This is a genomic window from Streptomyces sp. NPDC093149, assembly GCF_044754145.1.
Taxonomy (GTDB): Bacteria; Actinomycetota; Actinomycetes; order Streptomycetales; family Streptomycetaceae; genus Streptomyces.
The window spans coordinates 76547-98508 of record NZ_JBIVON010000010.1; the positions used below are offsets into that span (position 1 = coordinate 76547).

23 protein-coding genes and 2 pseudogenes are annotated in these 21962 nt (G+C 68.8%); 15 read left to right on the forward strand and 10 right to left on the reverse strand.

Annotated features, from left to right (window positions below; all coding sequences use genetic code 11):
* Positions 1-3: 3 nt before the first annotated feature.
* The 3 genes from ACIQCZ_RS27645 to ACIQCZ_RS27655 all read left to right on the forward strand — a co-directional run bounded on the left by ACIQCZ_RS27645 (position 4) and on the right by ACIQCZ_RS27655 (position 2759).
* Positions 4-825: an amidohydrolase family protein gene (locus ACIQCZ_RS27645; RefSeq protein ID WP_402285802.1), complete on the forward strand. Its 822-nt coding sequence runs from the start codon at positions 4-6 to the stop codon at positions 823-825.
* A 102-nt stretch (positions 826-927) separates the two neighbouring features.
* Positions 928-1914: an acetylxylan esterase gene (locus ACIQCZ_RS27650; protein WP_402285804.1), complete on the forward strand. Its 987-nt coding sequence runs from the start codon at positions 928-930 to the stop codon at positions 1912-1914.
* A gap of 107 nt (positions 1915-2021) precedes the next feature.
* Positions 2022-2759 (forward strand): GntR family transcriptional regulator, encoded by a 738-nt coding sequence (locus ACIQCZ_RS27655; protein WP_402285806.1) that lies wholly within the window; start codon positions 2022-2024, stop codon positions 2757-2759.
* A 205-nt stretch (positions 2760-2964) separates the two neighbouring features.
* Here the strand turns inward: ACIQCZ_RS27655 and ACIQCZ_RS27660 are convergent, their stop codons facing one another.
* The 5 genes from ACIQCZ_RS27660 to ACIQCZ_RS27680 form a co-directional block, all read right to left on the reverse strand.
* Positions 2965-4953, reverse strand: a complete 1989-nt coding sequence (locus ACIQCZ_RS27660) for a right-handed parallel beta-helix repeat-containing protein (protein WP_402285807.1) — start codon at positions 4951-4953, stop codon at positions 2965-2967.
* A gap of 55 nt (positions 4954-5008) precedes the next feature.
* Positions 5009-5920, reverse strand: coding sequence for a carbohydrate ABC transporter permease (locus ACIQCZ_RS27665; protein WP_402285809.1), 912 nt, complete (start codon positions 5918-5920; stop codon positions 5009-5011).
* 9 nt (positions 5921-5929) lie between these two features.
* Positions 5930-6886 carry a carbohydrate ABC transporter permease gene (locus ACIQCZ_RS27670; RefSeq protein WP_402285811.1) on the reverse strand — a complete coding sequence of 319 codons (957 nt, stop codon included), beginning with the start codon at positions 6884-6886 and terminating at the stop codon, positions 5930-5932.
* Complete coding sequence (locus ACIQCZ_RS27675; RefSeq protein WP_402285814.1) at positions 6865-8112, reverse strand: ABC transporter substrate-binding protein; 1248 nt, start codon at positions 8110-8112, stop codon at positions 6865-6867. The genes ACIQCZ_RS27670 and ACIQCZ_RS27675 overlap by 22 nt, the downstream gene beginning before the upstream one ends.
* Before the next feature lie 1253 nt (positions 8113-9365).
* The gene (locus ACIQCZ_RS27680; protein WP_402286243.1) at positions 9366-10652 is read right to left on the reverse strand and encodes an alpha-L-fucosidase; all 1287 of its coding nucleotides are present in this window, start codon (positions 10650-10652) and stop codon (positions 9366-9368) included.
* A gap of 75 nt (positions 10653-10727) precedes the next feature.
* Here ACIQCZ_RS27680 and ACIQCZ_RS27685 point away from each other — a divergent pair, with 75 nt between their 5' ends.
* On the forward strand, positions 10728-11546 hold the full coding sequence (locus ACIQCZ_RS27685) for a ribonuclease activity regulator RraA (protein WP_402285816.1): 819 nt from the start codon (positions 10728-10730) through the stop codon (positions 11544-11546).
* Between the two features lie 190 nt (positions 11547-11736).
* On the opposite strand, the gene ACIQCZ_RS27690 is transcribed toward ACIQCZ_RS27685, so the two are convergent.
* Positions 11737-13008 (reverse strand): FAD-dependent oxidoreductase, encoded by a 1272-nt coding sequence (locus ACIQCZ_RS27690; RefSeq protein ID WP_402285818.1) that lies wholly within the window; start codon positions 13006-13008, stop codon positions 11737-11739.
* 186 nt (positions 13009-13194) lie between these two features.
* On the opposite strand from ACIQCZ_RS27690, the gene ACIQCZ_RS27695 reads away from it, so the two are divergent.
* Positions 13195-13449 (forward strand): LapA family protein, encoded by a 255-nt coding sequence (locus ACIQCZ_RS27695; RefSeq protein WP_402285819.1) that lies wholly within the window; start codon positions 13195-13197, stop codon positions 13447-13449.
* 235 nt (positions 13450-13684) lie between these two features.
* Here ACIQCZ_RS27695 and ACIQCZ_RS27700 read toward each other — a convergent pair whose 3' ends face one another.
* On the reverse strand, positions 13685-14503 hold the full coding sequence (locus ACIQCZ_RS27700) for an isocitrate lyase/phosphoenolpyruvate mutase family protein (protein WP_402285821.1): 819 nt from the start codon (positions 14501-14503) through the stop codon (positions 13685-13687).
* 513 nt (positions 14504-15016) lie between these two features.
* On the opposite strand from ACIQCZ_RS27700, the gene ACIQCZ_RS27705 reads away from it, so the two are divergent.
* A complete protein-coding gene (locus tag ACIQCZ_RS27705; RefSeq protein WP_402285824.1) occupies positions 15017-15610 on the forward strand; it encodes a fasciclin domain-containing protein in 594 nt (197 codons plus the stop codon).
* A gap of 443 nt (positions 15611-16053) precedes the next feature.
* Here ACIQCZ_RS27705 and ACIQCZ_RS27710 read toward each other — a convergent pair whose 3' ends face one another.
* Positions 16054-16695 (reverse strand): DUF6461 domain-containing protein, encoded by a 642-nt coding sequence (locus ACIQCZ_RS27710; protein ID WP_402285826.1) that lies wholly within the window; start codon positions 16693-16695, stop codon positions 16054-16056.
* An 84-nt stretch (positions 16696-16779) separates the two neighbouring features.
* Positions 16780-16917, reverse strand: a complete 138-nt coding sequence (locus ACIQCZ_RS27715; RefSeq protein WP_402285828.1) for a hypothetical protein — start codon at positions 16915-16917, stop codon at positions 16780-16782.
* 82 nt (positions 16918-16999) lie between these two features.
* Between ACIQCZ_RS27715 and ACIQCZ_RS27720 the strand changes: the two are divergent.
* The 8 genes and pseudogenes from ACIQCZ_RS27720 to ACIQCZ_RS27755 form a co-directional block, all read left to right on the forward strand.
* Positions 17000-17236: pseudogene (locus tag ACIQCZ_RS27720) on the forward strand (WhiB family transcriptional regulator); the annotation flags it as partial.
* A complete protein-coding gene (locus ACIQCZ_RS27725) occupies positions 17160-17459 on the forward strand; it encodes a hypothetical protein (RefSeq protein ID WP_402285830.1) in 300 nt (99 codons plus the stop codon). The pseudogene ACIQCZ_RS27720 and the gene ACIQCZ_RS27725, both read left to right, overlap by 77 nt.
* Before the next feature lie 242 nt (positions 17460-17701).
* Entirely contained in the window at positions 17702-18007 is a 306-nt protein-coding gene (locus ACIQCZ_RS27730) for a helix-turn-helix domain-containing protein (RefSeq protein ID WP_402285833.1), read from the forward strand.
* Positions 18004-18441 carry a hypothetical protein gene (locus ACIQCZ_RS27735; RefSeq protein ID WP_402285836.1) on the forward strand — a complete coding sequence of 146 codons (438 nt, stop codon included), beginning with the start codon at positions 18004-18006 and terminating at the stop codon, positions 18439-18441. Before ACIQCZ_RS27730 ends, ACIQCZ_RS27735 begins: the two co-directional genes overlap by 4 nt.
* Entirely contained in the window at positions 18438-18662 is a 225-nt protein-coding gene (locus tag ACIQCZ_RS27740) for a hypothetical protein (protein ID WP_402285837.1), read from the forward strand. Before ACIQCZ_RS27735 ends, ACIQCZ_RS27740 begins: the two co-directional genes overlap by 4 nt.
* Positions 18663-18795: 133 nt before the next feature.
* Positions 18796-19329, forward strand: a complete 534-nt coding sequence (locus tag ACIQCZ_RS27745) for a hypothetical protein (RefSeq protein ID WP_402285839.1) — start codon at positions 18796-18798, stop codon at positions 19327-19329.
* 657 nt (positions 19330-19986) lie between these two features.
* Entirely contained in the window at positions 19987-20310 is a 324-nt protein-coding gene (locus ACIQCZ_RS27750; RefSeq protein ID WP_402285841.1) for a hypothetical protein, read from the forward strand.
* A 148-nt stretch (positions 20311-20458) separates the two neighbouring features.
* Positions 20459-20824: a hypothetical protein gene (locus ACIQCZ_RS27755; RefSeq protein ID WP_402285843.1), complete on the forward strand. Its 366-nt coding sequence runs from the start codon at positions 20459-20461 to the stop codon at positions 20822-20824.
* A gap of 343 nt (positions 20825-21167) precedes the next feature.
* On the opposite strand, the pseudogene ACIQCZ_RS27760 reads toward ACIQCZ_RS27755, so the two are convergent.
* Positions 21168-21467 (reverse strand): annotated as a pseudogene (locus ACIQCZ_RS27760) (transposase); the annotation flags it as partial.
* Here ACIQCZ_RS27760 and ACIQCZ_RS27765 point away from each other — a divergent pair.
* The gene (locus ACIQCZ_RS27765; protein WP_402286245.1) at positions 21429-21776 is read left to right on the forward strand and encodes a hypothetical protein; all 348 of its coding nucleotides are present in this window, start codon (positions 21429-21431) and stop codon (positions 21774-21776) included. The pseudogene ACIQCZ_RS27760 and the gene ACIQCZ_RS27765 overlap by 39 nt on opposite strands.
* Positions 21777-21962 lie beyond the last annotated feature (186 nt).

The window sequence follows — 21962 nt, forward strand, 5'->3', positions numbered from 1 at the left end:
TCCGTGATCGACTGTCATGCTCATCTGTGGAATCCGGGGGAGGGGTTCCCCTGGATCCGTCCGGATTCCGTGCACCATCGGTCGTTCTCGTCCGGGGATCTGGAGGACGCGGGTGCCGGCCTCGGTCTGACCGGAACCGTCCTGGTCGAGGCGTCCCGCGGTGACACCGGTGAGACGCTCGCCCTGCGCGACCTGCTTCTGCGCCGGCCCGATCTCGTCGCCGGATACGTGGCGAACCTGCACGTCCACGGGGAAGCCGGCCCGGATCGCTTCCGGGGACTCCTGGACGGTCTGGGCGACACGCGGCCCAACGGGATGCGTCTGGGCGGACCGGCCTGGGTCGACACGCCGGCGTCGGCCCGCGCGCTCGTCCCGGTGCTGGCCGAGGCGGGTGTGGTGCTCGAACTCAACCTCGGCACCGGCGCCCTGCGGGCCGCGGCCGACGTGGCCGCCCGGCATCCCGGGCTGACCGTGGTCGTCGACCATCTCGGCAATCCTCCGAACCTCAGGGCGGATCCGGGGGACTGGTACCGGGACGTCGAGCGCACGGCCGCGACGCCCCATGTGGTCGTGAAGATCTCCGGCCTGCTCACCCAGCAGCACGGGGTTCCGGCCGACCGGGTGGCACATCTGGTGCGGCACGTGGTGGACGCCTTCGGCCCGGATCGCTGCCTCATCGGCTCCGACTGGCCGATCTGCCTGCCGCGAGGCTCCCGGGGCGACTCGCTGGCGGTGGCGCGGCTCGGACTGGCCCATCTTCCCGCCGGTCAGCTGGAACGCGTGTTGCACACCACCGCCGAACGCGTGTACGGACTGTGTGGTTGACAGCGCTGAGAGTGCCCTGCTTCGATTCATAGGATCATCGATAGGCGATAAGCGGTCGCCTTCTTCCGGCCGAGCCGGCCCCGACCTCCGCGGAGACCCGAGATGGCTTTCTTCGACCTGCCCCAGGACGAGCTGGAGAGATATCGCCCCACCCTGGCCGAGCCGGCCGACTTCGACGAGTTCTGGCGACAGACCATCGCGCAGCAGGGGGAGTTCGAGCTCGGCGCGACGTTCGAGCCGGTGCACAACGGGCTGGCCACGATCGACACCTTCGACGTGACCTTCGCGGGCTACGGCGGGCATCCGGTCCGCGGCTGGCTGCAACTGCCCGTGACCCGCACCGGGCCGCTGCCGGCCGTCGTGGAGTACCTGGGCTACGGAAGCGGCCGCGGCGCCCCGCACGAGAAGCGGCTGTGGGCGTGCGCGGGGTACGCGCACTTCATCATGGACACCCGCGGCCAGGGTGCCGAGACCCCCGACCCGGACCCCGCCGCCGGTGACATCGCGGCAGCCGGTTTCCTCACACGTGGCGTGCTCGATCCGCACCGCTACTACTACCGCCGCCTGTTCACCGACGCGGTGCGGGCCGTCGATGCGATCCGCACACATCCGGCCGTCGACCCGGCGCGCGTCGTGGTCACCGGCACCAGCCAGGGCGGCGGGATCGCGCTGGCCGCGGCGGGTCTCGTCCCGGACCTCGTCGCCGTCATGCCGGATGTGCCGTTCCTCTGCCATTTCCCGCGCGCCACCACGATCACCGACCACCAGCCCTACGTCGAGGTCTCGCGGTTCGTGAAGCTGCACCGGGAGCACGCGGCCACGGTGGCCCGCACGATGTCCTACTTCGACGGCGTCACGCTGGCCCGCAGGGCGAACGCGCCGACCTTGTTCTCGGTCGGGCTGATGGATCACATCTGCCCGCCCTCGACCGTGTACGCCGCGTTCAACCACTACGGCTCGGAGCGCCAGGTCGACCAGGCGGACAAGCAGATCAGTGTGTATCCGTTCAACGACCACGAGGGTGGCGGACCCGCGCACGAGGTCGTCAAACTGGAATGGCTGGCGAAGCAGCTGGAAACCGTGGAATGAGAGTTTCCGCAATTTGTCGGACCGCGTTTCGGGATCTCGCCATCGATAGACGATGAGCGCGTATCATGGCACAACTGGCTCTCCCCCCATCGCAGGATTGGGAATTCATGGCATCGAATGCGTCGGCTGGATTCGTCTCCACGCTGGCCACCAACAAGGACCGCTTCCGCAAAACCCTGATCTCCGACCAGGTGTACGAGTTGCTCCGCAAGGCCATTGTGGAGGGCGACCTCGCACCGAACGACCGGGTGGTCGAATCGGAAATCGCGCGGCGCCTCGGGGTGAGCCAGGCCCCGGTGCGTGAGGCGGTCAAGCAACTGGCCCGTGAGGGCCTGCTGATGCACGTCCCGCGCCGTGGCCACTTCGTGATCGAGATCTCCTCGCAGGACGCGGATTATGCCCGCCAGGTGCGGGAGCCGCTGGAGCGGTTGGCGGCTCAACTCGCCACCGAGCGCATCACCGCGGAACACCTGAGTGAGCTCGACGCGCTCGTGGAGCAGATGCACGAAGCCGTCGCCGCCAACGACATCAGCCGGTTCCGTGACGTCGACATAGAGTTCCACACCCTGGTCGCCCAGATCGCCGGCAACCCGTTCCTGGCCCGGATGTGGGAGGTCATCGAGCCGAGTCTGCGCGCGCTGCGTGCCATCTCCGACCCGCTCTTCGAAGGTGACCGGCACGCGATGGCCGACGAGCACGGCCGTCTCGTGAGCCTGCTGCGCGCCGGCGACGCCGATGTGGCGGCCGCCGCGTTCGCCGACCATGCGGCCGGGCGCGGACCGGTGCCCGACGCACGCGCGGCGCGGAAGCCGCGGAAGGCTCCCGCAGCCAGGAAGAAACAGTAGGACCTCTCGTGCGGTTCGGACGGGGCGCGTGTGCGTGGGCACACGCGCCCCGACGCGTTCGGTGTCCCGGCCCGTTCGCCGCCTGCCCGGTGGGCCCGAGGGCCGATGCCCGGCGGGCGAAGGCCGGTGGCCCGGGGGAGGAACGGCCGAGCACGTGGGCCCGAGCCGGACATCCGGCTCGGGCCCACTTCCTGCCGCTCAGTTGCTACCGGCGGGCGCCCGCCGTCCACTTCGGCGCACCGTACTGGTAGGCGCCGAGGCTCGGGGTCGCGTCGGTCGACCCGTCGTTGATGCCCGGCAGCGGTATCGCCTGGTTGCGCGCGGGGGAACCCTCGGACAGCCGGTAGTCGCGCTGCGCCGCGTCGACGAACAGCGGATCCGTCTCCGCGGGCAGGTTGTTCGACAGCACCAGTCCGCCGTCGGTGGCACCGGCCAGGCCCCGGATGGCGCCTATGTTGTTGTAGATCCTGGTACCGGTGGACTGCCCCGGTTCCTTGACGTAGAACAACGTCATGCCACCGGTGTTGTTGTACACACCGTTGTTGTGCGACCCGGTGCCGAGTCCGTTCAGCATCACCGTCCCCTCAAGGTTGTTCCAGCCCACGTTGTTCGCGATCACGAGGTTGCTCTGCCCGTTGTCCGCGTAGACACCGGCCACCGCGAACGGGGTGACGCCCGGGGTGGGCGTGCCGTCGTGCAACAGGTTGTGGTCGATCGAGGACCCCATCATGTCGGCGCTGCAGCAGGTGTAGATCCCGGCGGTGTCGAGGCTCAGCCGGGCGTACTGGGAGATGTCGTTGTGGGCGATCCGGTCCGGCCCCGGTGCGAGGCCCTCGGTGGTGCCCCACTGCAGGTTGATCCCGCTGCGGCCGACCCGGTGGATGGTGTTGTGCATGACCGTCTGGCTGTTGCCCTGCACGGCGATGCCGGCAGCGTACGTACCCAGGTAGTCGACATCGTGGATCACGTTGTCCGTGGCGGTGTTGTTCTGCCCGCGCAGCGCGATCCCGTTGCCGGCGCTCAGCGACAGATCGCTGTTGACGATCTTGTTGTGCGTTCCGTCGATGACGATGCCGGTGTCGCCGACACCGCGGGTCACGGAGCTGCCGCAGTCGGTGGTGCCGCGCGTGATGTCGGTGTAGTGCGACAGGTACCTGCCCGTGATGCCGTCCAGCGTCACTCCGGTGCTGGACGGGCCGGTCCTGATCGTCGAGGCGAACAGATCGATGCCCTCGACCGTGGTGTGGCTGATGTTCGTCAGGTCGAGCGCCAGCGGCCTGGTCCTCGCCTCGATCCGGTGCAGAGCGGGGTCGTCCGTGCTGTACACGTACAGCCGCTTCGCGTCCGGGTCGTAGAACCACTCACCGGGGTTCGAGAGCTCCCCGATCTTGCCGGAGAGCGAGTAGCGGGTGTCCTTCGGCACGACCTTGTGGACGCACGGCGGCGCCGCGTCCAGTTCCACCGATCCGACGCCGGAGCTCTTCACGGTGGTCGTGGCGGACACGTACCAGTAGCTCGTCAGCGCACGCGCGCCGTTCCAGTACCCCGCCGGACGGGTCAGATCCGCGTCGGCGATCGTGGCGTCCGCGCTGCCCGCACCGGCGTACTGGAGCTCCGGGTCGAGCAGGTCGAGGCCGGGATAGGGCCACTGGGCCTCGATGCCCATCTTCTTGTCGGTGAAGATCTGCACGGTGGTCACGTCGGATCCCAGGTCGACGTCCGTGCTGTAGACCCGGCCCGCCTCCACGGCCCCGCTGAACGCCGAGTTCAGCGCGTAGGGGTCGCTCTTGCCGATCTCGGCGACGTCGTCACCGGTGACCGGCGACCAACCCCGGACCTGCGTGGCGCCGCTCAGCGTCACCTTCGCACCCGGGGCGGCGCGGTAGGTGATCGGCTTCTCCGCCGTGCCCGAACGGGCCGGCACGACCGTCTCCTCGTACGTGCCGGACGCGATCAGGCAGGTGTCTCCTGGAGCCGCCGTGTCGGCGCACTCCTGGATGTTCCGGAACGGCGTCAGGAGCGTGCGGCCATTGGCCGTGTCCCGTCCCCACGGTGCGACGTAATAGGTGCGGCCGTTCCTGGCCCCGGCCGGATGGGCGCCGGCCGGGACGGCGGACGCCACCACGCACATGGACGCCAGCACGGCGGCGGCCGCGGACCACAACCCCCGGTGGGGCCGTGACAACCGTTTCATCAGCACTCCATTGTCCTCTCTCCTTTGCTGGGTGGATGGAACCGGTTCGCCCGGATCACCCCTTCACCGCACCGACCGTGAGGCCGCTGATGATGTGGCGCTGCATGTAGATGAAGAAGATGATCACGGGAGCGATCGCGAGCAGAAGGTTGGGGAACACCTTCGTCAGGTCCGTCGAGTACTGGCTGATCCCGGCGTAGATCGCCGTCGTCACCGTGTAGTGCCCGGAGGACGGGCTGAGCAGGATCTGCGGGCTGATGAAGTCGTTCCAGATCCCGATGGAGTTGAGAATCAGCACCGTGACGACCGCCGGGCGCATCAGCGGGAAGATGATCGTCCAGAAGGTCCGGTACCTGCCCGCGCCGTCGATCGTCGCCGCGTGGTCGATGTCCACCGGGATGGTGCGGATGAAGCCGACGAACAGGAAGATGCTCACCGGCAGGGTCGACGCCACGTCGTGCGCGATCAGACCGGTCACGGTGTTCGCGAGCCCGATCTCACGGAGCACATAGATCACCGGGATGATCACGGCCGCGCCGGGGATGAAGGTGCCGGCCAGGAAGTACAGCAGCACCAGCTGGGTGCGCCGTTTGAGGCTGCGCGCGATCGCGTAGGCCGCCGGTCCTGCGAGCGCGATGCACAGCACGTCCACGACCACGACGAGGAACAGCGTGAACCCGTAGCCGCCGATGACGTTGTACTGGGGGCTGTTGACGGCGGCGGACAGATGCTCCAGCGTCAGGCCGCCCAGCGGCAGCGAGAACGGGTTGTCGAGGATGTCGTCCTGCGACTTGAACGCGTTCACCAGGAGCAGGTAGACCGGCACGATCATGATCACGAACAGCAGCGCCAGCATCACCCAGCGTACGACCGAGCGCGACTCCCGCTGTTCCGTGCTCCGGGGAGCGTCCTCGGGATCCGGCGGCTGCGTGCGCTTGTCGCGGATCTCCGCCTCTAGTACCACCACCACCGGCTCCTAACCTGTCGCAGCTTGATCTTGTCGGTTGCGCAGCGCCGTCACGATGAGTGCCAACGCGGCGGACACGATCATCAGGAACACCGCCTGAGCGGTTGCGTAACCGACCTTGGTGCCCTCGAAGGACCGGGCGAGAATGAGGTACGAGAACGTCTGCGTCGAGCCGGCGGGCCCACCGCCGGTGAGGCTCACCACGATGTCGTAGGCACGGATCAGGCCGACCAGGTTCAGCACGGTCGCCACGGTCACCACCGGCGCGATCATCGGGATCACCACCCGCAGGTTCGTCTGGCGCCGGGTGGCGCCGTCGATCGCCGCGGCCTCCAGCAGTTCGGCCGGCACCGTCTGCAGGGCGGCCACGAACAGCACGACGTTGAACCCGAACCCGGCCCAGACGATCACGCCGATCAGTGTGATGAGGGCGAACCGCTCGTCGAAGAGGAACCCGACCGGCTCGATACCGAACCTGGCGAGCGTGTTGTTGATGGCACCGTTGGTGCCGAGGATCGCCGCCCACAGGTACCCGAGGATCAGGGCGCTGATCACGTGCGGGAAATAGGCCACCGCACGGAAGAACGAGTTGGACCGCGACCGTCCCTTGAGGACCAGTGCGTACGCCAGTCCCAGGCCGACCATGAGCAGCGTGCCCACGGCGGCGATGAGGGCGGTCACGTACCAGGAATCGGTCGAGCTGGGGTCGTCGAACAGGTGCCGGTAGTTGTCGAGCCCGATGAACTCGGCCGTGGAGAATCCGTCCCAGTTCGTCAGGCTGAGATACACCGCGACGACCACGGGCACGACGGTCATCACCGTGTAGAGCACCACGGCGGGTCCCATCAGGCCCAGGGAGACGGCTGCCGCACGGAACCGGGCACGCCGGCGGTCCGCATCACGCCCCGCCCGGGCGGGGGCGGCGCCGGACCGCCCCCGCCGTGTCAGCTCTGCGAGTTCCACCACTTGTCCAATCCGCCCGCGGCGTCCTTCGCGGACGCGCCCGTGTACAGGGACTGGATCTGCTTGTTGAGCTCGTCGCTGAACCCGGCGATCGGCTGGCCGGGCCCGGACTTGACGATCACCGACGGCGTCTTGTCCAGGACCTTCTGCACCTCGGTGCCGAGGCTGGACATCGGATAGCTGAAGCCGCCCCGCAGATTGCCGTCGGCGGCGAGCTGGCTCTTGATGGCCTCCCGGTCGGTGACCAGCCACTTGACGAACTCGATCGCCTCGGCCTTGTGCCGCGACTTGTTGACCACGACGTACGGGTTGGAGATGTTGCCGAACTGGCCCGAGGGGTACGCGCCGTCGGTCGGCATGGTGAACACGCCGATGTCGTCGCTCTTCTTCGCGGCGTCCGCGGCGGGCACGAAGAACGAGCCCATGATGTACATCGCGGACTTGCCGTTGAGGAACGCGGTCTGGCCGTCCGCGTAGGTCAGGCCCAGGGCGCTCTTGTCCAGGTAGCCGGAGTCGATCCAGCTCTTGTAGTGCTCCAGGTAGGGCACGTAGCCGCTGTCGGCGAAGGAGACCTTGCCCTCATTGCGCTCGACCGTCCACTTCGGGTTCTCGGTGAGGACACCGGCGTCGGCCATCATCGAGAACTGCGAGCCCGTCACCCACTGGCCGGCCGTCTGCAGCGGCTTGTAGCCCGCGGACTTCAGCTTGCCCATCGCGGTGGTGAACTGGTCCATGGTCCGGATCTTCGTCGCGTCGACCCCGGCCTTGGTGAAGGCGGCCTTGTTGTAGAAGACGAGCGACTGGATCTGCTCGCCCACGCCGACCAGGTACCGCTTGCCGTCGAGGGCGTACTGGTCGACCAGCGGGGTGTCCTTGGCCCACGGCTGGTCCGACAGATCGGCGAACAGGGAGGCGTTCTCCGCGGTCGGCGTGATCTGCTGTGCGATGTCGGGCGGGTCGCCCGCGGCCAGGTCCTGGGTCAGCTTCGCGTTCGCCGAGATCGTGCCCGTCAGCTCCAGCTTCACCTTCACATCGGGGTGGCTCTTTTCGTACCGGGCGAAGAGTCCGGACCAGTACTTCTCGGTGAGGTTGGGCGTGATGTTGACGATGACGCGGAGGGTCGTCCTTCCCGCGGCATCTTCGGAGTCGTTGCCACCGCAGGCGGCGGCCGACGCCATCACCAGCGGAGCCACTGCGAGTGCACAGGCGCGGCGCCACATTTTTCTCATTCGGGACACGCTCCATTGCTCAGTCATGAATAATCGATTGTCGAGATCGAAGCACAGGCGTTTCGGCGAGGTCAACAAGTAAAAGAAATCGGAGACCCCGCCAGGGGTGCGTGGAATTCGGCATATCGCACCGTTTGACGAAACCGCAGGTCAAGTGCTGGTTCGCCGGAAATATTGATTCCCGATGTGACGTCCACTCATTTCCGACATCACCGATGTCGAAGATGATTTCCGTGCCTGGATTTCTGGTGATGCCAGGCATGTGTGCCCCGCCTCGTTCCGGGACGGGGCCGTCTGCTTCCGCCGATTGTCTGCAATCGCCCGATCGGGCGACGCAGCGAGAAATTCCTATGGGTTTTCGGCGGCTTTTTCCGGGTCAGGAATTCGGCCCTGCCCGTTTTCGGTGCAGATGTCGGCCGCCGCGGACCATGGGGCGCGCGGCGCCGGACGGACGGGAGTGCGATCGGCGGCGAAGCGCCGGTCGCGCCGTGGTTCCTCGAGAGCGACACGCGGCAGGGGGGTGCATCGGTGCGGGCCGCCGCCCTCGCGGTGGCGCGTGCGGTGACGCGGCGACAGCCCGCCATCCACGAAGGAGTCGCACAGGTCATCACCCCCATCGCTATCGTCTATCGATTACTGATGCTATGTGGGTCACCCCGAATGTTTCAAGAGTGCTGCGGCAACCCTCTCTTCACTGTTTCGTTGCCACCGCGCGGCGACCCGGCCCTCGGCGGCGGGCTGTCCGGCCGTCGGCGTCAGCCGGCCGAGCCGGTCCCCCCGACTCCGTCCCGGCTGTGGATCGTCCAGGGCCCGGTGTTCGACCGAGGCGACGGCCACGTGCGGATCCCGGAGCATCCGCAGCCCCTCGCCCCGCCGCGCGGCGTCCGGATGGGGACAGTCCCCGGGCGCCGCGGACGAGGCCGCCACCTCGCCGGTGTGCACGGCCGCCGGCACCAGCAGGCTCACCCGTTCCCGCGGTGCCCAGGCCCTCGTGCGCGCTCCGGCTGCCGTCGCGGAAGTCCCGTGCCCAGGCCGTGGCGAGCGGACGCGGGGCGGGGCAGGCCGGTTCCTCCGCGGCGGCGGACCGTACTCCCTCACGCACCCCCGAGGGCACCGCGTCCCAGGTGGAACGACAGGTGACATCGGGAACGCCGATCCGCCGAGCGGTATCGGCCGGCGGCATCTCCAGTCCTGTGCTGCCGTGCGCGTCCGGCAGTGGAGCCGGCCGCCCGTGCAAGGGCCCGGTCATGGGATCACTCATCCCCGAGGAGTTCGAGCTCGACCACCGGCAGCAGCACATCGGGCCGGGCGATCGGCAGGGTCAGCGTGAGCGTGCCCGCCGCCTGGCTGGGCGGGGCCAGATTGTTGTGCTCGTGTTGCGTGCCGTCCAACTGCTGGAACCGGATCTCCGAACCGTCGTGCAACAGTTGGGCGTAGCGCACCCGACCGGCGAGACCGGGCAGATGGATCTGCTTCAGCGGCCACGCGAGCAGATGCAGATACAGCCGACGCCCGGCCTGGGTGTAAAGGGCGTTCGCGGGTGCCTCGAAGGTGCTCGGTCCGGCATCGCGCACGGCCCGCTCGTGCAGGGCCGTCCAGTCGGCGATGGCCGCCAGTGTGTCCCGGGCCCGCGGATCCAGCGCACCGCGGCCGGTGGGCCCGACGTTGAGCAGCATGTTGCCCCCGCACGCGACGGACTGCACCAGCATCCTGACCAGCATCGCGGGGTCCTTGTACTCGTGGTTGTCCCGGTCGTAGCCCCACGAGCCGTTGAGTGTGTGGCAGGCCTCCCACATCACCGGGGCACCGTCCCGCTCCAACGGCCGGTCGGGCTGGTACTGCTCGGGTGTCACGTAGTCACCCGGGATCCCGAGCCGGTCGTTGACGAGAATGTCCGGCTGCAGCTCGCGGACCGTGGCCATCAGCTCCTGCGCTCCCCACTCGGCCGGTCCCTTGTCGGGATACGTGAAGTCGAAGAAGAGCAGGTCGATCGGCCCGTAGCCGGTGAGCAGTTCGCGCACCTGGCCGCGCAGGTACGCGCGGTAGCGCTCCATGTCCCGCGGCTCCTGCTCGGCCTGCGTCCCGCGCAGCGGGTGATAGCGGTCGACGGTGAAGTCCGGGTGGTGCCAGTCGAGCAGGGAGTAGTAGAGGCCGACGTGCAGGCCCTCGGCACGCATCGCCTCGGCGAACTCGGCCACCAGGTCCCGGCCCGTCGCGCGCATCGAGGTGTAGTCGGTCAGCGACGAGTCGAAGAGGCAGAAGCCGTCGTGGTGCTTGGCGGTCAGCACGGCATAGCGCATGCCGGCCTCCCGGGCCGCCCGCGCCAGCTTCCGCGCGTCGAACAGGTCCGGGTCGAACCGTTCCAGGTAACGGTCGTAATCCTCCTGCGACATGGCCTCCCGGCTGCGCACCCACTCGTGCCTGGCCGCGAGGCTGTAGAGGCCGAAGTGGACGAACAATCCGAAGCGCGCGGCCTCGAACCACCCGATGGATGCTGTGGGCACTGAACTCTCCTGTCGCGGTTGACAGTCCTTATCGATCGGCTGTTATCTACCATCGATAGGCGATGATGTCACTGGTGGTGCGTGCGACGGAGCGCGCGGAGAGGCATGTGAATGAACCCGAATGGGGATCAAGGAACGCCGTCGACGGGGGAGGCGCAGACCTACGAATCGATGCTGGCGCCGGTCCACACCGCTTCCTTCAAGCGCCCGACCACGCGCATGGTGGAGGCCCTCGCGGACGTGAGCGCGGCGACGGCCTGCGCGAAGCTGCATCAGATGGGCATCACACGGACCTTCATCGACGGCCCCGTGCCGTTGCACCGCGAGCCGGACGTCAAGATCACCGGCGGCGCCGTGACCCTGCAGTTCCTTCCGCAGCGCGAGGACGTCTTCTCCGGCGCCGACCAGGAGGACGCCGAGCGCAAGACGGCGTTGTGGGGCGTCCTGGAGTCCGTGCGGCCCGGTGACGTACTGGTGGTATCGGCGTTCGCGAGCCACTTCACGGGCTGTCTCGGCGACATGCTGGTGCGCTATTTCAAACTGCGCGGCGGCGCCGGCATCGTGGTGGACGGGCGGGTGCGGGACGCGGCACGGATCCGCGCGCTCGGTGTGCCCGTCTGGTGCACCGGAGTGACCCCGCACTACGCCTCGCAGACGGAGCTCTTCCCGTCGGCCTTCAACGTGCCGGTGGGTGTCGGAGGCGCGTTGGTGACGCCGGGGGACCTCATCGTCGCCGATGAGGACGGGGCCGTCGTCGTGCCGCAGGAGAAGGCCGTCCCCTTGGCCGAGGACTCGCTGCTGCACCAGGACCGCGAGGCGTTCGCGCGTCGGCGCCTCGACGAGGGCGGGCGGCTGTCCGATTACTACCCGCTCACCGGGGCGGGCCTCACCGAGTATCTGGCAAGCCGCACCGCCGACGGCAGCGCGTAGCCGACGGGTCCGCGGTCACCCGCAGCGTCGTCCCCGCCGGGCCGGCGTGATGCCCGGCACCGGCACCGCCTCTCCGGGCGGACCCGTACGCGCATCCGGCGGGTCCGTGCCCACGCGCCCGTCCGTGTGCCGTCCGTACCTCGGGCGGCACACGGACGGGCCCCGGGCGGCAGCCGGACGGGGCCTCGGCTCAGCGCACCGACGCGGCCGGTGGCCTTTCACGCAGCGCGCCGTAGGCGAGGAAGTACGCCGGCACGCGGTTCAGCCACCGCGAGCGCGTGACGAGCTCGCTCAGCCGCCGGGCGCGCTTCGCGTCGCCGAACGCCGGACGGCCCGAGAGGACCGGCGCGATGACGTTCCGGTGGGCGAAACCCTGCAAGGCCTGCGTCGCGACGGTGGTCGGCAGACGGCGGCGCTGGATGCGGCGTACGGTCCGCAGGCCGACCGAACCCCCGCGCAACGGTTCGACGAGATGGCGGGCGGCGGCCACGGCGTCCTCGACGGCCAGGTTGATACCGATGCCGAAGACCGGTGACATCGCGTGTGCCGCGTCGCCGATGCACAGCAGCCCCGGGCGGTGCCAGCGCCGGAGGCGGTCGAGCCGTACGTCGAGCAGCTTCACGTCGTCCCACGACCCCAGTGTGTGCACCCGGTCCGCGAGCCACGGGACGGCGGCCGTGAACTCGTCCATGAACCGGCCGAGACCGGCGGCGCGGCGCCGCCCGTCGGTTCCCTTGGGGATCAGCGCGGCGCACTGCCAGTAGTCCCCACGGTCGATCATGGCGCTGACGAACCGGTCGCCCACCCCTCCCACGAGCCCGTGCGGATCGTTCTCCCGCCGCGGCAGCCGGAACCACCATGCGTCCATCGGGCAGGTGAACTCCCGCAGCCCCAGCTCGGGCAACGACCTGGCCAGCGAGTCCCGCCCGTCGCAGGCCACGGTGAGGGTGGCGCGCAGCTCGCCCGTACGGCCGTCGGCGGTGCGGTACCGGACCCCCGTGACCCGCCCCCGAGCTCTCGGCTCCGCCCGGCCGGGAGGAACCTCGCCACGCTCCACCAGGAAGGCGGTCGCCTCGGTGTTCATCCGCAGGGAGAACGACGGCTCCCGCCCGGCCTCGTCCACGAGGAGGTCGAGCAGGTCCCACTGGGGCACCATCGCAATGTAGTTGTATGTGCCCCGCAGCGCGCCGATGTTTCCGACGGTGACCAGCGAACGGTCCGGGCCGAGCGGCAGCTGTACCGTCTGCACACGCCGCTGCGGCAGCCGGCCGAACCGCTCGGCCAGTCCCAGGTCCTCCAGCAGCGCCAGGGTGGAGGGGTGCACGGTGTCGCCGCGGAAGTCACGCAGGAAGTCGCCGTGCTTCTCCAGGACCGTGACGGCCACTCCCGCCCGTGCCAGCAACAGCGCGAGGACCATACCGGCGGGGCCACCGCCCACCACACAACAGGTGGTCCGCTCCATGGCAACCGCTCCTTCCGGTGACATCACCCGGCCGGCGAGGGGGCGATGGGCCCCGAATCCTTCGTCGCCAGGGCCGCCTGCCGAAAACCGCACCTACTGTCCGTGACAGTACTGTCCGTCCACCGACGATGCCGGATGGATTCGACTTGTCAGGACTAATCATCCGGACCGCTCGATACTGGGACCATGGCACAGAAAACCTCTCGGCCGCACGCCCCGCCGACCCTCTCCGTCAAGGGCCGCGACGTACGGATACGCACCATCGGGCTCGTGGTGCTGGCGGGGCTCGCGATCTGGTTCATCGCCGTGAACACCGAATCCGTCGGCATCCGGTTGTGGGTCACCACGCTCACCCTGCCGCTCTGGGCGGTCCTGACGGTCACCCTGCTGGTCGGGCTGATCATGGGCGGGGTCCTGGCCCACCGCCGTGCGAAGCGTTGAGCCCCCGAACGGGCGATCCGTCCCGATGGGCGTCGACGCGCCGGCCGGACCCGGCGGCCGGAGACCGGTCAGAGTCCGCACCGGCACGGCGGTTGTGGCCGGGCGCGTCGACGGGTCTTTCCGCGGTGGGAAGTTGGCCGCTCCTCCAGGGGCGAGGGACCGGCACGCGGTCGAACCAGGTGTTGTCCGGGTTCACGGCCGCTCCTCCAGGGGTGACGGACCGGCCGGGGGCCGGTCAGCGGGGCTCGGAGAAGAGCGCGTCGAGTTCCGGGAAGGCCATGCTGTCGGCGAGGGAGGCGTAGTCGCCGGTGGCGAAGAGCTCTTGCGCGGCGCGACGGGCGGCAGCGTAGGCGACCTGCGCCACGCCCGACCCCAGACTGACGCGGGCCACACCGAGCGCGCCGAGGTCGCCAACGGTCGGGGCGCCGGCGCCCGCCATGACGTTCAGAGGCACGGAGATGTCCCTGGCCAACGCCGAGATGGTGGCGGCGTCGGTGACACCGGGGACGAAGATGCCGTCGGCGCCCGCATCGACGTACATGTGGGCCCGGGTCAGGGTTACCTCCAGTCGGGTGTCCGGGTCGCCGAGCCCGAACAGGAAGGTGTCGATACGGGCGTTGAGGAACAGGTCCGCGCCTGCCCGGTCGGCGGTCTCCCGCGCCGCGGCCAGCCGTGTCGCGAGCTCGACCGGAGGACGGGTGCCGTCCTCGATGTTGACGCCGACGACGCCCGCCGCGAGCACTCCGGAGACGGTCTCGACAACGTCGGCTGCGTCCTTCCCGTACCCGCCCTCGATGTCGGCGGTGACCGGAACCGCGACGGCGGCGACAATCCGGCCGATCACCTTCAGCGCTCGGTCGCGGTCGAGGAGGTCGCCGTCCGGAGAACCCAGCGACCAGGCGACACCGGCACTGGTCGTGGCGATCGCGGGGGCGCCCGCGGCCTCGATGACACGCGCGCTCGCGACATCCCAGGCGTTGGCGAGCGCGAGGGGTGCGGACGGGGTGTGAAGGGAACGGAAAAGGTGGGCACGGTCCGGCTGCGTCATGGTCATGGGCGCAGTCGAACATCGACTGCCACCCATCTTCTGGCGAGAATCCGACATCACGACGATCCTGAGCCGGGCAGTGAGCGAGGCGGTCCGTGTCGTGGAGTCCGGCGCGCCTCACGAGTCCGACCAGTCGGGCAGGTTGCGGGATCGTCGGGTGCGGTCCGGCGGCCTCCCCGTTGACGGCGACCCTCCGCGTCGACGGCGCGCCTCCGCACTCCGGAGCGAGACGGACCGTGATCGACCGGCGGGGCACTCATTCCTCCGGAGTACGTCCGCTCGACAGCTCGTGCCCGCCGTGAACGAACCGGCTCAGGGGGTGGCGGGCGCGTGGTGCGACCGGTCGATCGTTCTCGGGGTGCGCTCCACACCGAATGGTGTCTAGGCTTGTTTCGGCAATCCACGAGGCATGCCGGAGCGGTGCGGACGACACCCCGGCCGGGACGGCCACAGTCCCCGTCCTTCGAGGGGCGCCATCGACACCTCACGGACCTTCGCCTAGAGGGAAGAGGAATCGGTATGAGGTCACATCGCATCCGCACGAGCGCCGCAGCGATCACCGCTGTGGTGGCCCTCCCGCTCTCGCTCGGCGCGTTCGCCCCGCAGGCGTTCGCCAGCAACGCAGCATCCAGCACACCGAGCCCGTTCGGCCCGGGATGCTCCAAGCTGCCGCACAGCGGCAAGGGCAGTGCCACCGGCATGTCCAAGGAACGCGTGGCCACGGCGGCGGCCAACAACCCGAAACTGACCAAGCTGGCACTCGCGTTGAAGGACGCCGGGCTCACCACCAAGCTCAACGATGCGAAGCACATCACGGTCTTCGCTCCCACGAACGCGGCCTTCGACAAGGTTTCCAAGAAGCAGCTTGCGAGCCTGCTCAAGGACAAGCCGAAACTCAAGAAGATCCTGACCTACCACGTCGTGGACAAGACCATCACCCCCAGCGAGCTTCCCAACGGCAGCTTCAAGACGCTGGAGGGCTCCAAGCTCAAGACCTCCGGGTCGGGCACGTCGTTCAAGGTCAACGACACCGCCAAGATCGTCTGCGGGGACATCAAGACGGCCAACGCGACCGTCTACCTCGTCGACGAGGTGCTCATGCCCCCGTCCTAGGACCATCTCTGCCTCGGGCTTCGATCGGCCGGTGGCAGGTGCCAGGTGTACGTCCCGCCTCCCGCCCCAGGGAGGCGGGACCACCGGCCCGGGTCCAGAGAGGCGGGACCACCGGCCCGGGGCAGCCGAGACCGATGTCCCGGCGAAAGTGCCCGCAGGCCCCGGATGCCTCCGTCACCGCATCGCATCCGGCGATTGACGATCTGCCGGCTCGAGGATCCCGGAACGCGACAGGCACGGCTTCCGAGATCACGGAACTCCCGGAGTCCCGCGTCTCAGGGCGTTGTGGCAAACCGGCCGCAGCGCTGGGAGGCTGGCGGCACGTGCGATGAAGGCGTACGCGTTGCTTGACGGCATTCTGTTCCCGATCGACCGTATCGACGCAGATCGGCTCCTCAGTGGGGTGTTTGAGCTGCGTTGGTGGAGGAGGTCTTCCTGGGCGGTTACCAGGACGAGGGAGGTGAGATGCGGGTGACTACGGTGGGAAGCTGTCCGCTCTCGATGAGCTGCCTGGGGAGGGCCAGCCCGAAATGTTCACCGGCGACTGTCAGTACCCGGCGTTGCTGTTCGCGGGGCGACAGTTCCTCATCGTCGCCGAGTAGGTCGTCGAGGGAGTCTTCCGGTGGGATGAGTCCGGCGGCTTCCAGCGCCGGGCGCAGTAGGTCGGGCTGGGCGCCGGCGGGGTCGTAGCCGAACCCCAATTCGAAGTGCAGTTGTACCGCCCCGTCGGCGAGATACGTGAAGAAGGAGGGCGGATCGTCCGGCCAGGGGTCGAGGATCAGGACTTCGGCGCCGCGGGAGACTGCCGGGTCCAGGGCCCAGCCATCGCTGCCTCCGCATTCCACGATGAACGACCAGTCATCGCTTCGCCCGACGCGGCCGACGCAGTAGATCTGCGTGAGGTCGACCATGCGGGACGCTTCGTGCATGGTGAGGGCAGGCCCGATCTCGACAGGTTCGTGGTCAGCCATGCGTTCGGCCAGCTGCTCAGGGGTCAGGCCGCGGGCGCAGGTGATGTACAGGTCACCGGCGTTCAGCGTCGCGCTCCGCCAGGCATCCGCGATCCAAGCAAGACCATCGGACATTTTTGCTCTCCTTCCGTACGCAACATGGGGCCGGGCGGGGCCCAGCGAAAACCTGGAGCTGTGCCCCACCCGGAGATCAGCAACTTACGGCTTCGGAATCGTGCAGGTCACGGTCGCTTTGGATGCGTCGCAGTGCGCGAACTCGGGGAAGTCCACCCAGTACGGGTCCTTGTCCAGCATCCGGTACTTGGTCGAGAAGCCCGAGCTGAACGCTCCACCCATCGAAGTGGAGTTTATCCAGCTCGACATGGCCGAGCGGCCACACACCTCCTGCCAGGTCGGAGCAGCCTAGGAGGTCTGTTGGCGCTGCCCGGTGATCGAACCGTGCCTTGACTGGGCGCTGGGCCTGCCGGAGCGCCACGGGGTGTTCGGCGGCCTGGACAAGAACGAGCGGAAGACCCTCAGACGGCGGGAGCAGCGGCGCGCCCGGAAGCGTGCCGCCCGCCTTCGGAAGGAGAACGCAGATGCTCCCGCAGCAGCCGAAGTTGCCGAAGCAGGCACGGCCGGTGAAGCGGAGGTCGAAGCGCTGGACGCTGCCTGATCTGCCGCCGAGCGGAGTCCTCGACTGGTCCGACTCGAAACGGCGTTGGGGGCCCAGATGGCGGCCGTGCCGGTACTGCAAGGGGCCGACGAACCTCCGCGACGAGGAAGGACGCCCGTCCCACAAGGTCTGCGCGGAGACGCGCCGGGCCCAACAGCAGGCGCACGCCGTACAGGTGTACGCCGATCGGGCCCAACTCCCCCTACGCCGCGCGGACGACTGACCAGCCCCCTGAGAAACCTCCGGGCCGCGCACGGCACCCCGGCCCCGCGGCACCTCCACGCATTCGAAAGGCGGTCCCGTGAAGTTCCGTTCATGGTCGGCCTGTCCAGCGGCGTCATCGTCTGGGCCGGTATCACGTTCGTCCCAGTCATCGGCCCCTGGGCGCCCGTTCTTGGCCTGTCCGTCGCTCTCGTCCTGTGGATCTGAAAGCCCCCGAACCCCCCTGCAGAAAGGTTCTCGTCCGTGGACATCGCCGCCCTCTATGAGGAGCGTCAGAGCATCCGCGCTGTGGCCGAGCACATCGGCCAGCCGTACTCGCGCGTGCGCCGCCAACTTCTCCAGACCGGGGTGAAGCTCCGCCCCAGCGGAGGCCGCCCGTTGGACCTGGAAGGCGATCCGGTCGCCGACTACCTGGCTGGCCTGCACCGGCGCGGCCTGAGCCTGCGGGCCATCATGGCGCTGACGGGCTACGCGTACGGGTTCATACGGTTGCGCGTCGGCGAACTCCGCGACCAGCAGGGACGGCCCCGGAAGGCAGCCGGCCTGTGACCCGCTACTGGCACGGTGGAGTTCCTGGCCTCGCGCCCGGCGACCTGGTCGAGCCCCACCCGCCGGCCGTCGTCGACAACTGCCCGATCTGCACGGCACGGGCGAACGGCCAGACGTACGCCGACGAGCACGGCCGGGTCATCGACCCGCCGACCGGCCGCCCGGACCGCGTCTACATCACCACCGACCGCGAATACGCCTGCTTCTACGCGTCGAAGGTGTGGCTCGGGGACCTGTACGTCGTCGAACCGGCCGGGGAGATCCAGGAGTCCGCCGAGGACCCCTTCCCGACGTGGACGTGCGAGTTCGCCCGGGTGCTGTCGGTCTACAGCCGCGCCGTCCGCCTCACCCCGGGGCAGCGGCAGACCCTGGCCAACCGGTGGGGGCGTGCCGACATGGCATCCGCCCTGCGGGCCCTCAGGGGTGGCCGATGACACCGGCCGCCCAGCCGCCGCTCGGCGACTGCCAACTGTGCCGCACCCGTCGGCACTTGTTCCGGCACAAGTCGGGGGACAGGCTCGTACGGAACCTGTGCGGCTCCTGCCACGGGGCCGCGACGGCCACCGAGGAACGCGGCGGCGCTGTCGACTTCGACCAGGCGCTCACCCATGGCCCGGACGACGACCTTCTGTCGTGGCTCCGAGGTGACCTGTGATGCCGCCGCGGTCACCTCTTGTTCGGCCCCCGCCCTGCTCCTCCTCGCCTCGCTGTGATTCCCCAGCCCATCCCGCCATCGCCGCCGCTCCCGCCCGACACCACCTGACCAGCACGAGCAGAGAGACACCCCAGTGAGCAATGACGAGCAGGACAGTCGCAAGGACGGCGCCGTGCCGAACTCCTTCGGCAACGCGCTCGCCTGGAAGTGGACGTGGCAGATGCTCCGTGGCCTCAAGGGCGGCTTCCTGACCATGCTCTACGCCCTGCGCGCCATGGCCGCGCCTTCGGGTGAGCTTCGCTTGAGGGACGGCAAGCCCATCAGGATTCAGGATCTGGCCAAGGCGGCGGGGTGCCGCGAGCATGACGCGCGCCGGTACCTGGACGCGGGCATACGCGCGGGCGTGGTGCTGGTCGACGGTGAGCGGCGTCGGGGAAAGCCCACCAGGTACGCCATCACCGGCGATGTGCCGTGGCCGGACGGGAAGGCAGCCGAGGACTACCTGAAGGACACCGCTCCCCGACGCAGCCAGAACGAGGAACCGGCGGAAAGTTCGGGCCACAGTGGCACGAACTCCGATGATGCCAGTTCGGGCCACAGAGGCCAGAACTTGGGGCTACGGACGAGGAAACGGTTCGGGCCACAGAGGCCCGAACAACCCAGGTAGTTCCCATGGGGTTTCCCATGACGGGGCTGATGTAGGCACTCAACCTCAGGTAGTTGGGGACTCGTCGGCACGGAACGATCAATCCCCGAGCCAAAACGAGAACCAGGACGGCCAACCGTTCGGCCGGTGCGAGGAGTGCGGGCAGCCGCTGCTTCGCCCCGGGGTGAAGCGCTGCTCCGCCCATCGGGGGAACACGGGCCGTCGCAGGCCCCGTGAAGGGCGCAGCAGGGCCGTACAGGCGCCGCTGATGATGCCCGACCCGTTTGCCCCGCTGCGCGTGTGCGGTTGTGGTCGCGAGTTCCGTGACCGCGATCCGGCTGCTCGCTGCGCTTACTGCCTCTACGCCGAGCACACCGAAGCCGCCCGCCTCAACCAGTTCGGCACCTGACCCGCTTTCTAATCCCCGACTCACCGAATCGCACTGGAGACCCCCTTGCAGCAGTACGACACCCCCGAAGCGCTCCGAGGCTTCCTGAAGCTCTGCCTCGACCCTGGCCACGCCATCAAGCGGACCCCGGTTCGGTTGGCTGAGGTGCTGAGCCGCTGGCCCGGAAGGCCGCCGAGTTCGCCCCGCACCTGGGCGGGCTGCGGCGCCATGCCCAGGCCCTCGACGAGCAGTCCAAGCGTGCCGCGCAGCGCGCGAAGGAAGCGCACCGCGTGTACGCCGACGTGCTCGCCGCATGGATCCACGCCGAGGAACCGGAACCGGTCCACCAGCCGATGTCGCTCCTGGACGCGGTGGCCGCCAGCACCCAGGCCGCGCAGGAGCACGCCGAGCAGTGCGACACCTGCGACAGGAGCATGCGCCTGGCCGAGATGTGTTTGCAGGGGCAGCGCGCCGTGCTCGCCGCCCTCACCCCCAGGTGCGCGCACGTCGCTTGGGAGGTCACGTGGCTCGGCGAACGGTCCGGCAGGAGCGACACCCCCGTCATCCGGTTCCGCGAGAAGTCCACCAGCCCGGCGCCGCCCCGCCCCGTGTGACAGGGGACCGGGGCGACGCCGGGCCAGCCGGTCATCACTTTTCTGGCCACCGCCGGACCGCTTTGCCGGAGATGACTTGATTCCCACTGACGGCTTGTCGCGTATATGACATATACGTGTGTGGTTGCAATCCGACAGGGGAGGAATCATGCGGTCGACCAAGAAGCTCAGAGCAGGGATAGCCACGCTCGCCATGACCGGGGCGGCACTCATGAGCACGGCCACGCTGGCCAGCGCTACCGAACAGGGGACCACGGCGACGTGTGCGTACCCCTACGTCTGCTTCATCAAGAACGGCAGCATCATCGGCCAGTTCCAGGATGTGACATCGACCTGGCAGGCGCTGCCTTCCAAGCCGACGGCACCGCTCACCGTGGTGAACACCCGCCACGATGATGTCGCATACATTCGCTGGGTTGGTGGCGGGACAACGTGTATCCCTCCGCAGCAGTCCTTCGGTGTCACGGGCGGCCAGCTCGATGCGGTGCGCATTTCCAGCGCAGCTACCTGCTGACTACCCAGCCGCCCCGAGGATCACGGGCGCGGCTCGGTCGTAGCCAACACCGAATGCTGCCCGCCACGGCTCCGACTTGGTGGCGGGCAGCACCTTGGCATGGCGTAGACGGCACCACCGCCGTCAGTACCTCGTTCACGTGCGTGGTACTCCCTTGCTCTTCTGGGTTGGTGCGGGGGAGACCGCCGGGCTTGCCAGCCGTCACACAGGTGACTGGACGGGGCTCGTGGGGGCTACGCGGTCGCCAGCGCGCCCGGCCTGGGACAGAGAGAATGCGTGACCAGGGGGCGGGCAGTGAGCCCGTACCAGCACGTCTGATCACGGGCGATGAAGTCGAATTGCCGCCGTAGACCTCGTCTCCCGCGAGCCAGGCGGCCCGGTGGCCGGCGTCCAGGAATCGGGTGACCATGCGGGCGGCAAGCTGCGGTTTGGTCGCGAATTCGGTCGTGTCACCGAGTCCGGCGGCCCGGCAGCGGTCGGGGTCCGAGGTCCAGGAACGCGGAACGTACAGTTCCCGGTCTACCGCGGCGTGTCCGCGGCGGCCGGCGTAGACGAGATAGACGGCGACCTGCGCGTTCTCGATCCTGCCCGCGGTGCCGGTGTACTGGCGCTGGACACCGACGGTGTCGGTGCCCTTCTTCACGTCGTCGCTCCGGCGGGCGTCGACATCAGCGGTCTGGGCATCGAAGTGACGGTCGGCGCCGGTGAAGGACTGCCGTTCGAAGGCGTGCTGCGGCTCGCGTTCCCGCGTCCAGGCTTCACCCCGTGCACGTGGCTGACCACTGTGTCCCGGGACGACCTGATAGAGCGGGCGGCCGTCCTGTCCTCCGTGAAGCTCAGCGAGATTGACGACGCCCTCCGACTCGCTGAACAAGCGCAGGAGCGGACCCCGGCCACGACCGCGAAGCCCAGCGAGATAAGGGATGCCCTCCGTCTCGGTGAACTCGGGTAGACGGAGAAGGAGCCGACGCCCGCGACGGCGTGGGCGATCTCGGGCAAGATGATCGACGCTGGCCACCTGCCGCCTCGGCGTCCCTCACCACCGAGATCACGATCTACGGCTGGAGCATTAGCAGGCGACTACTGGGTCGTAGACCGACACGTTGCCCTCGTAGATCCACCCACGGGTCCAGTTCGG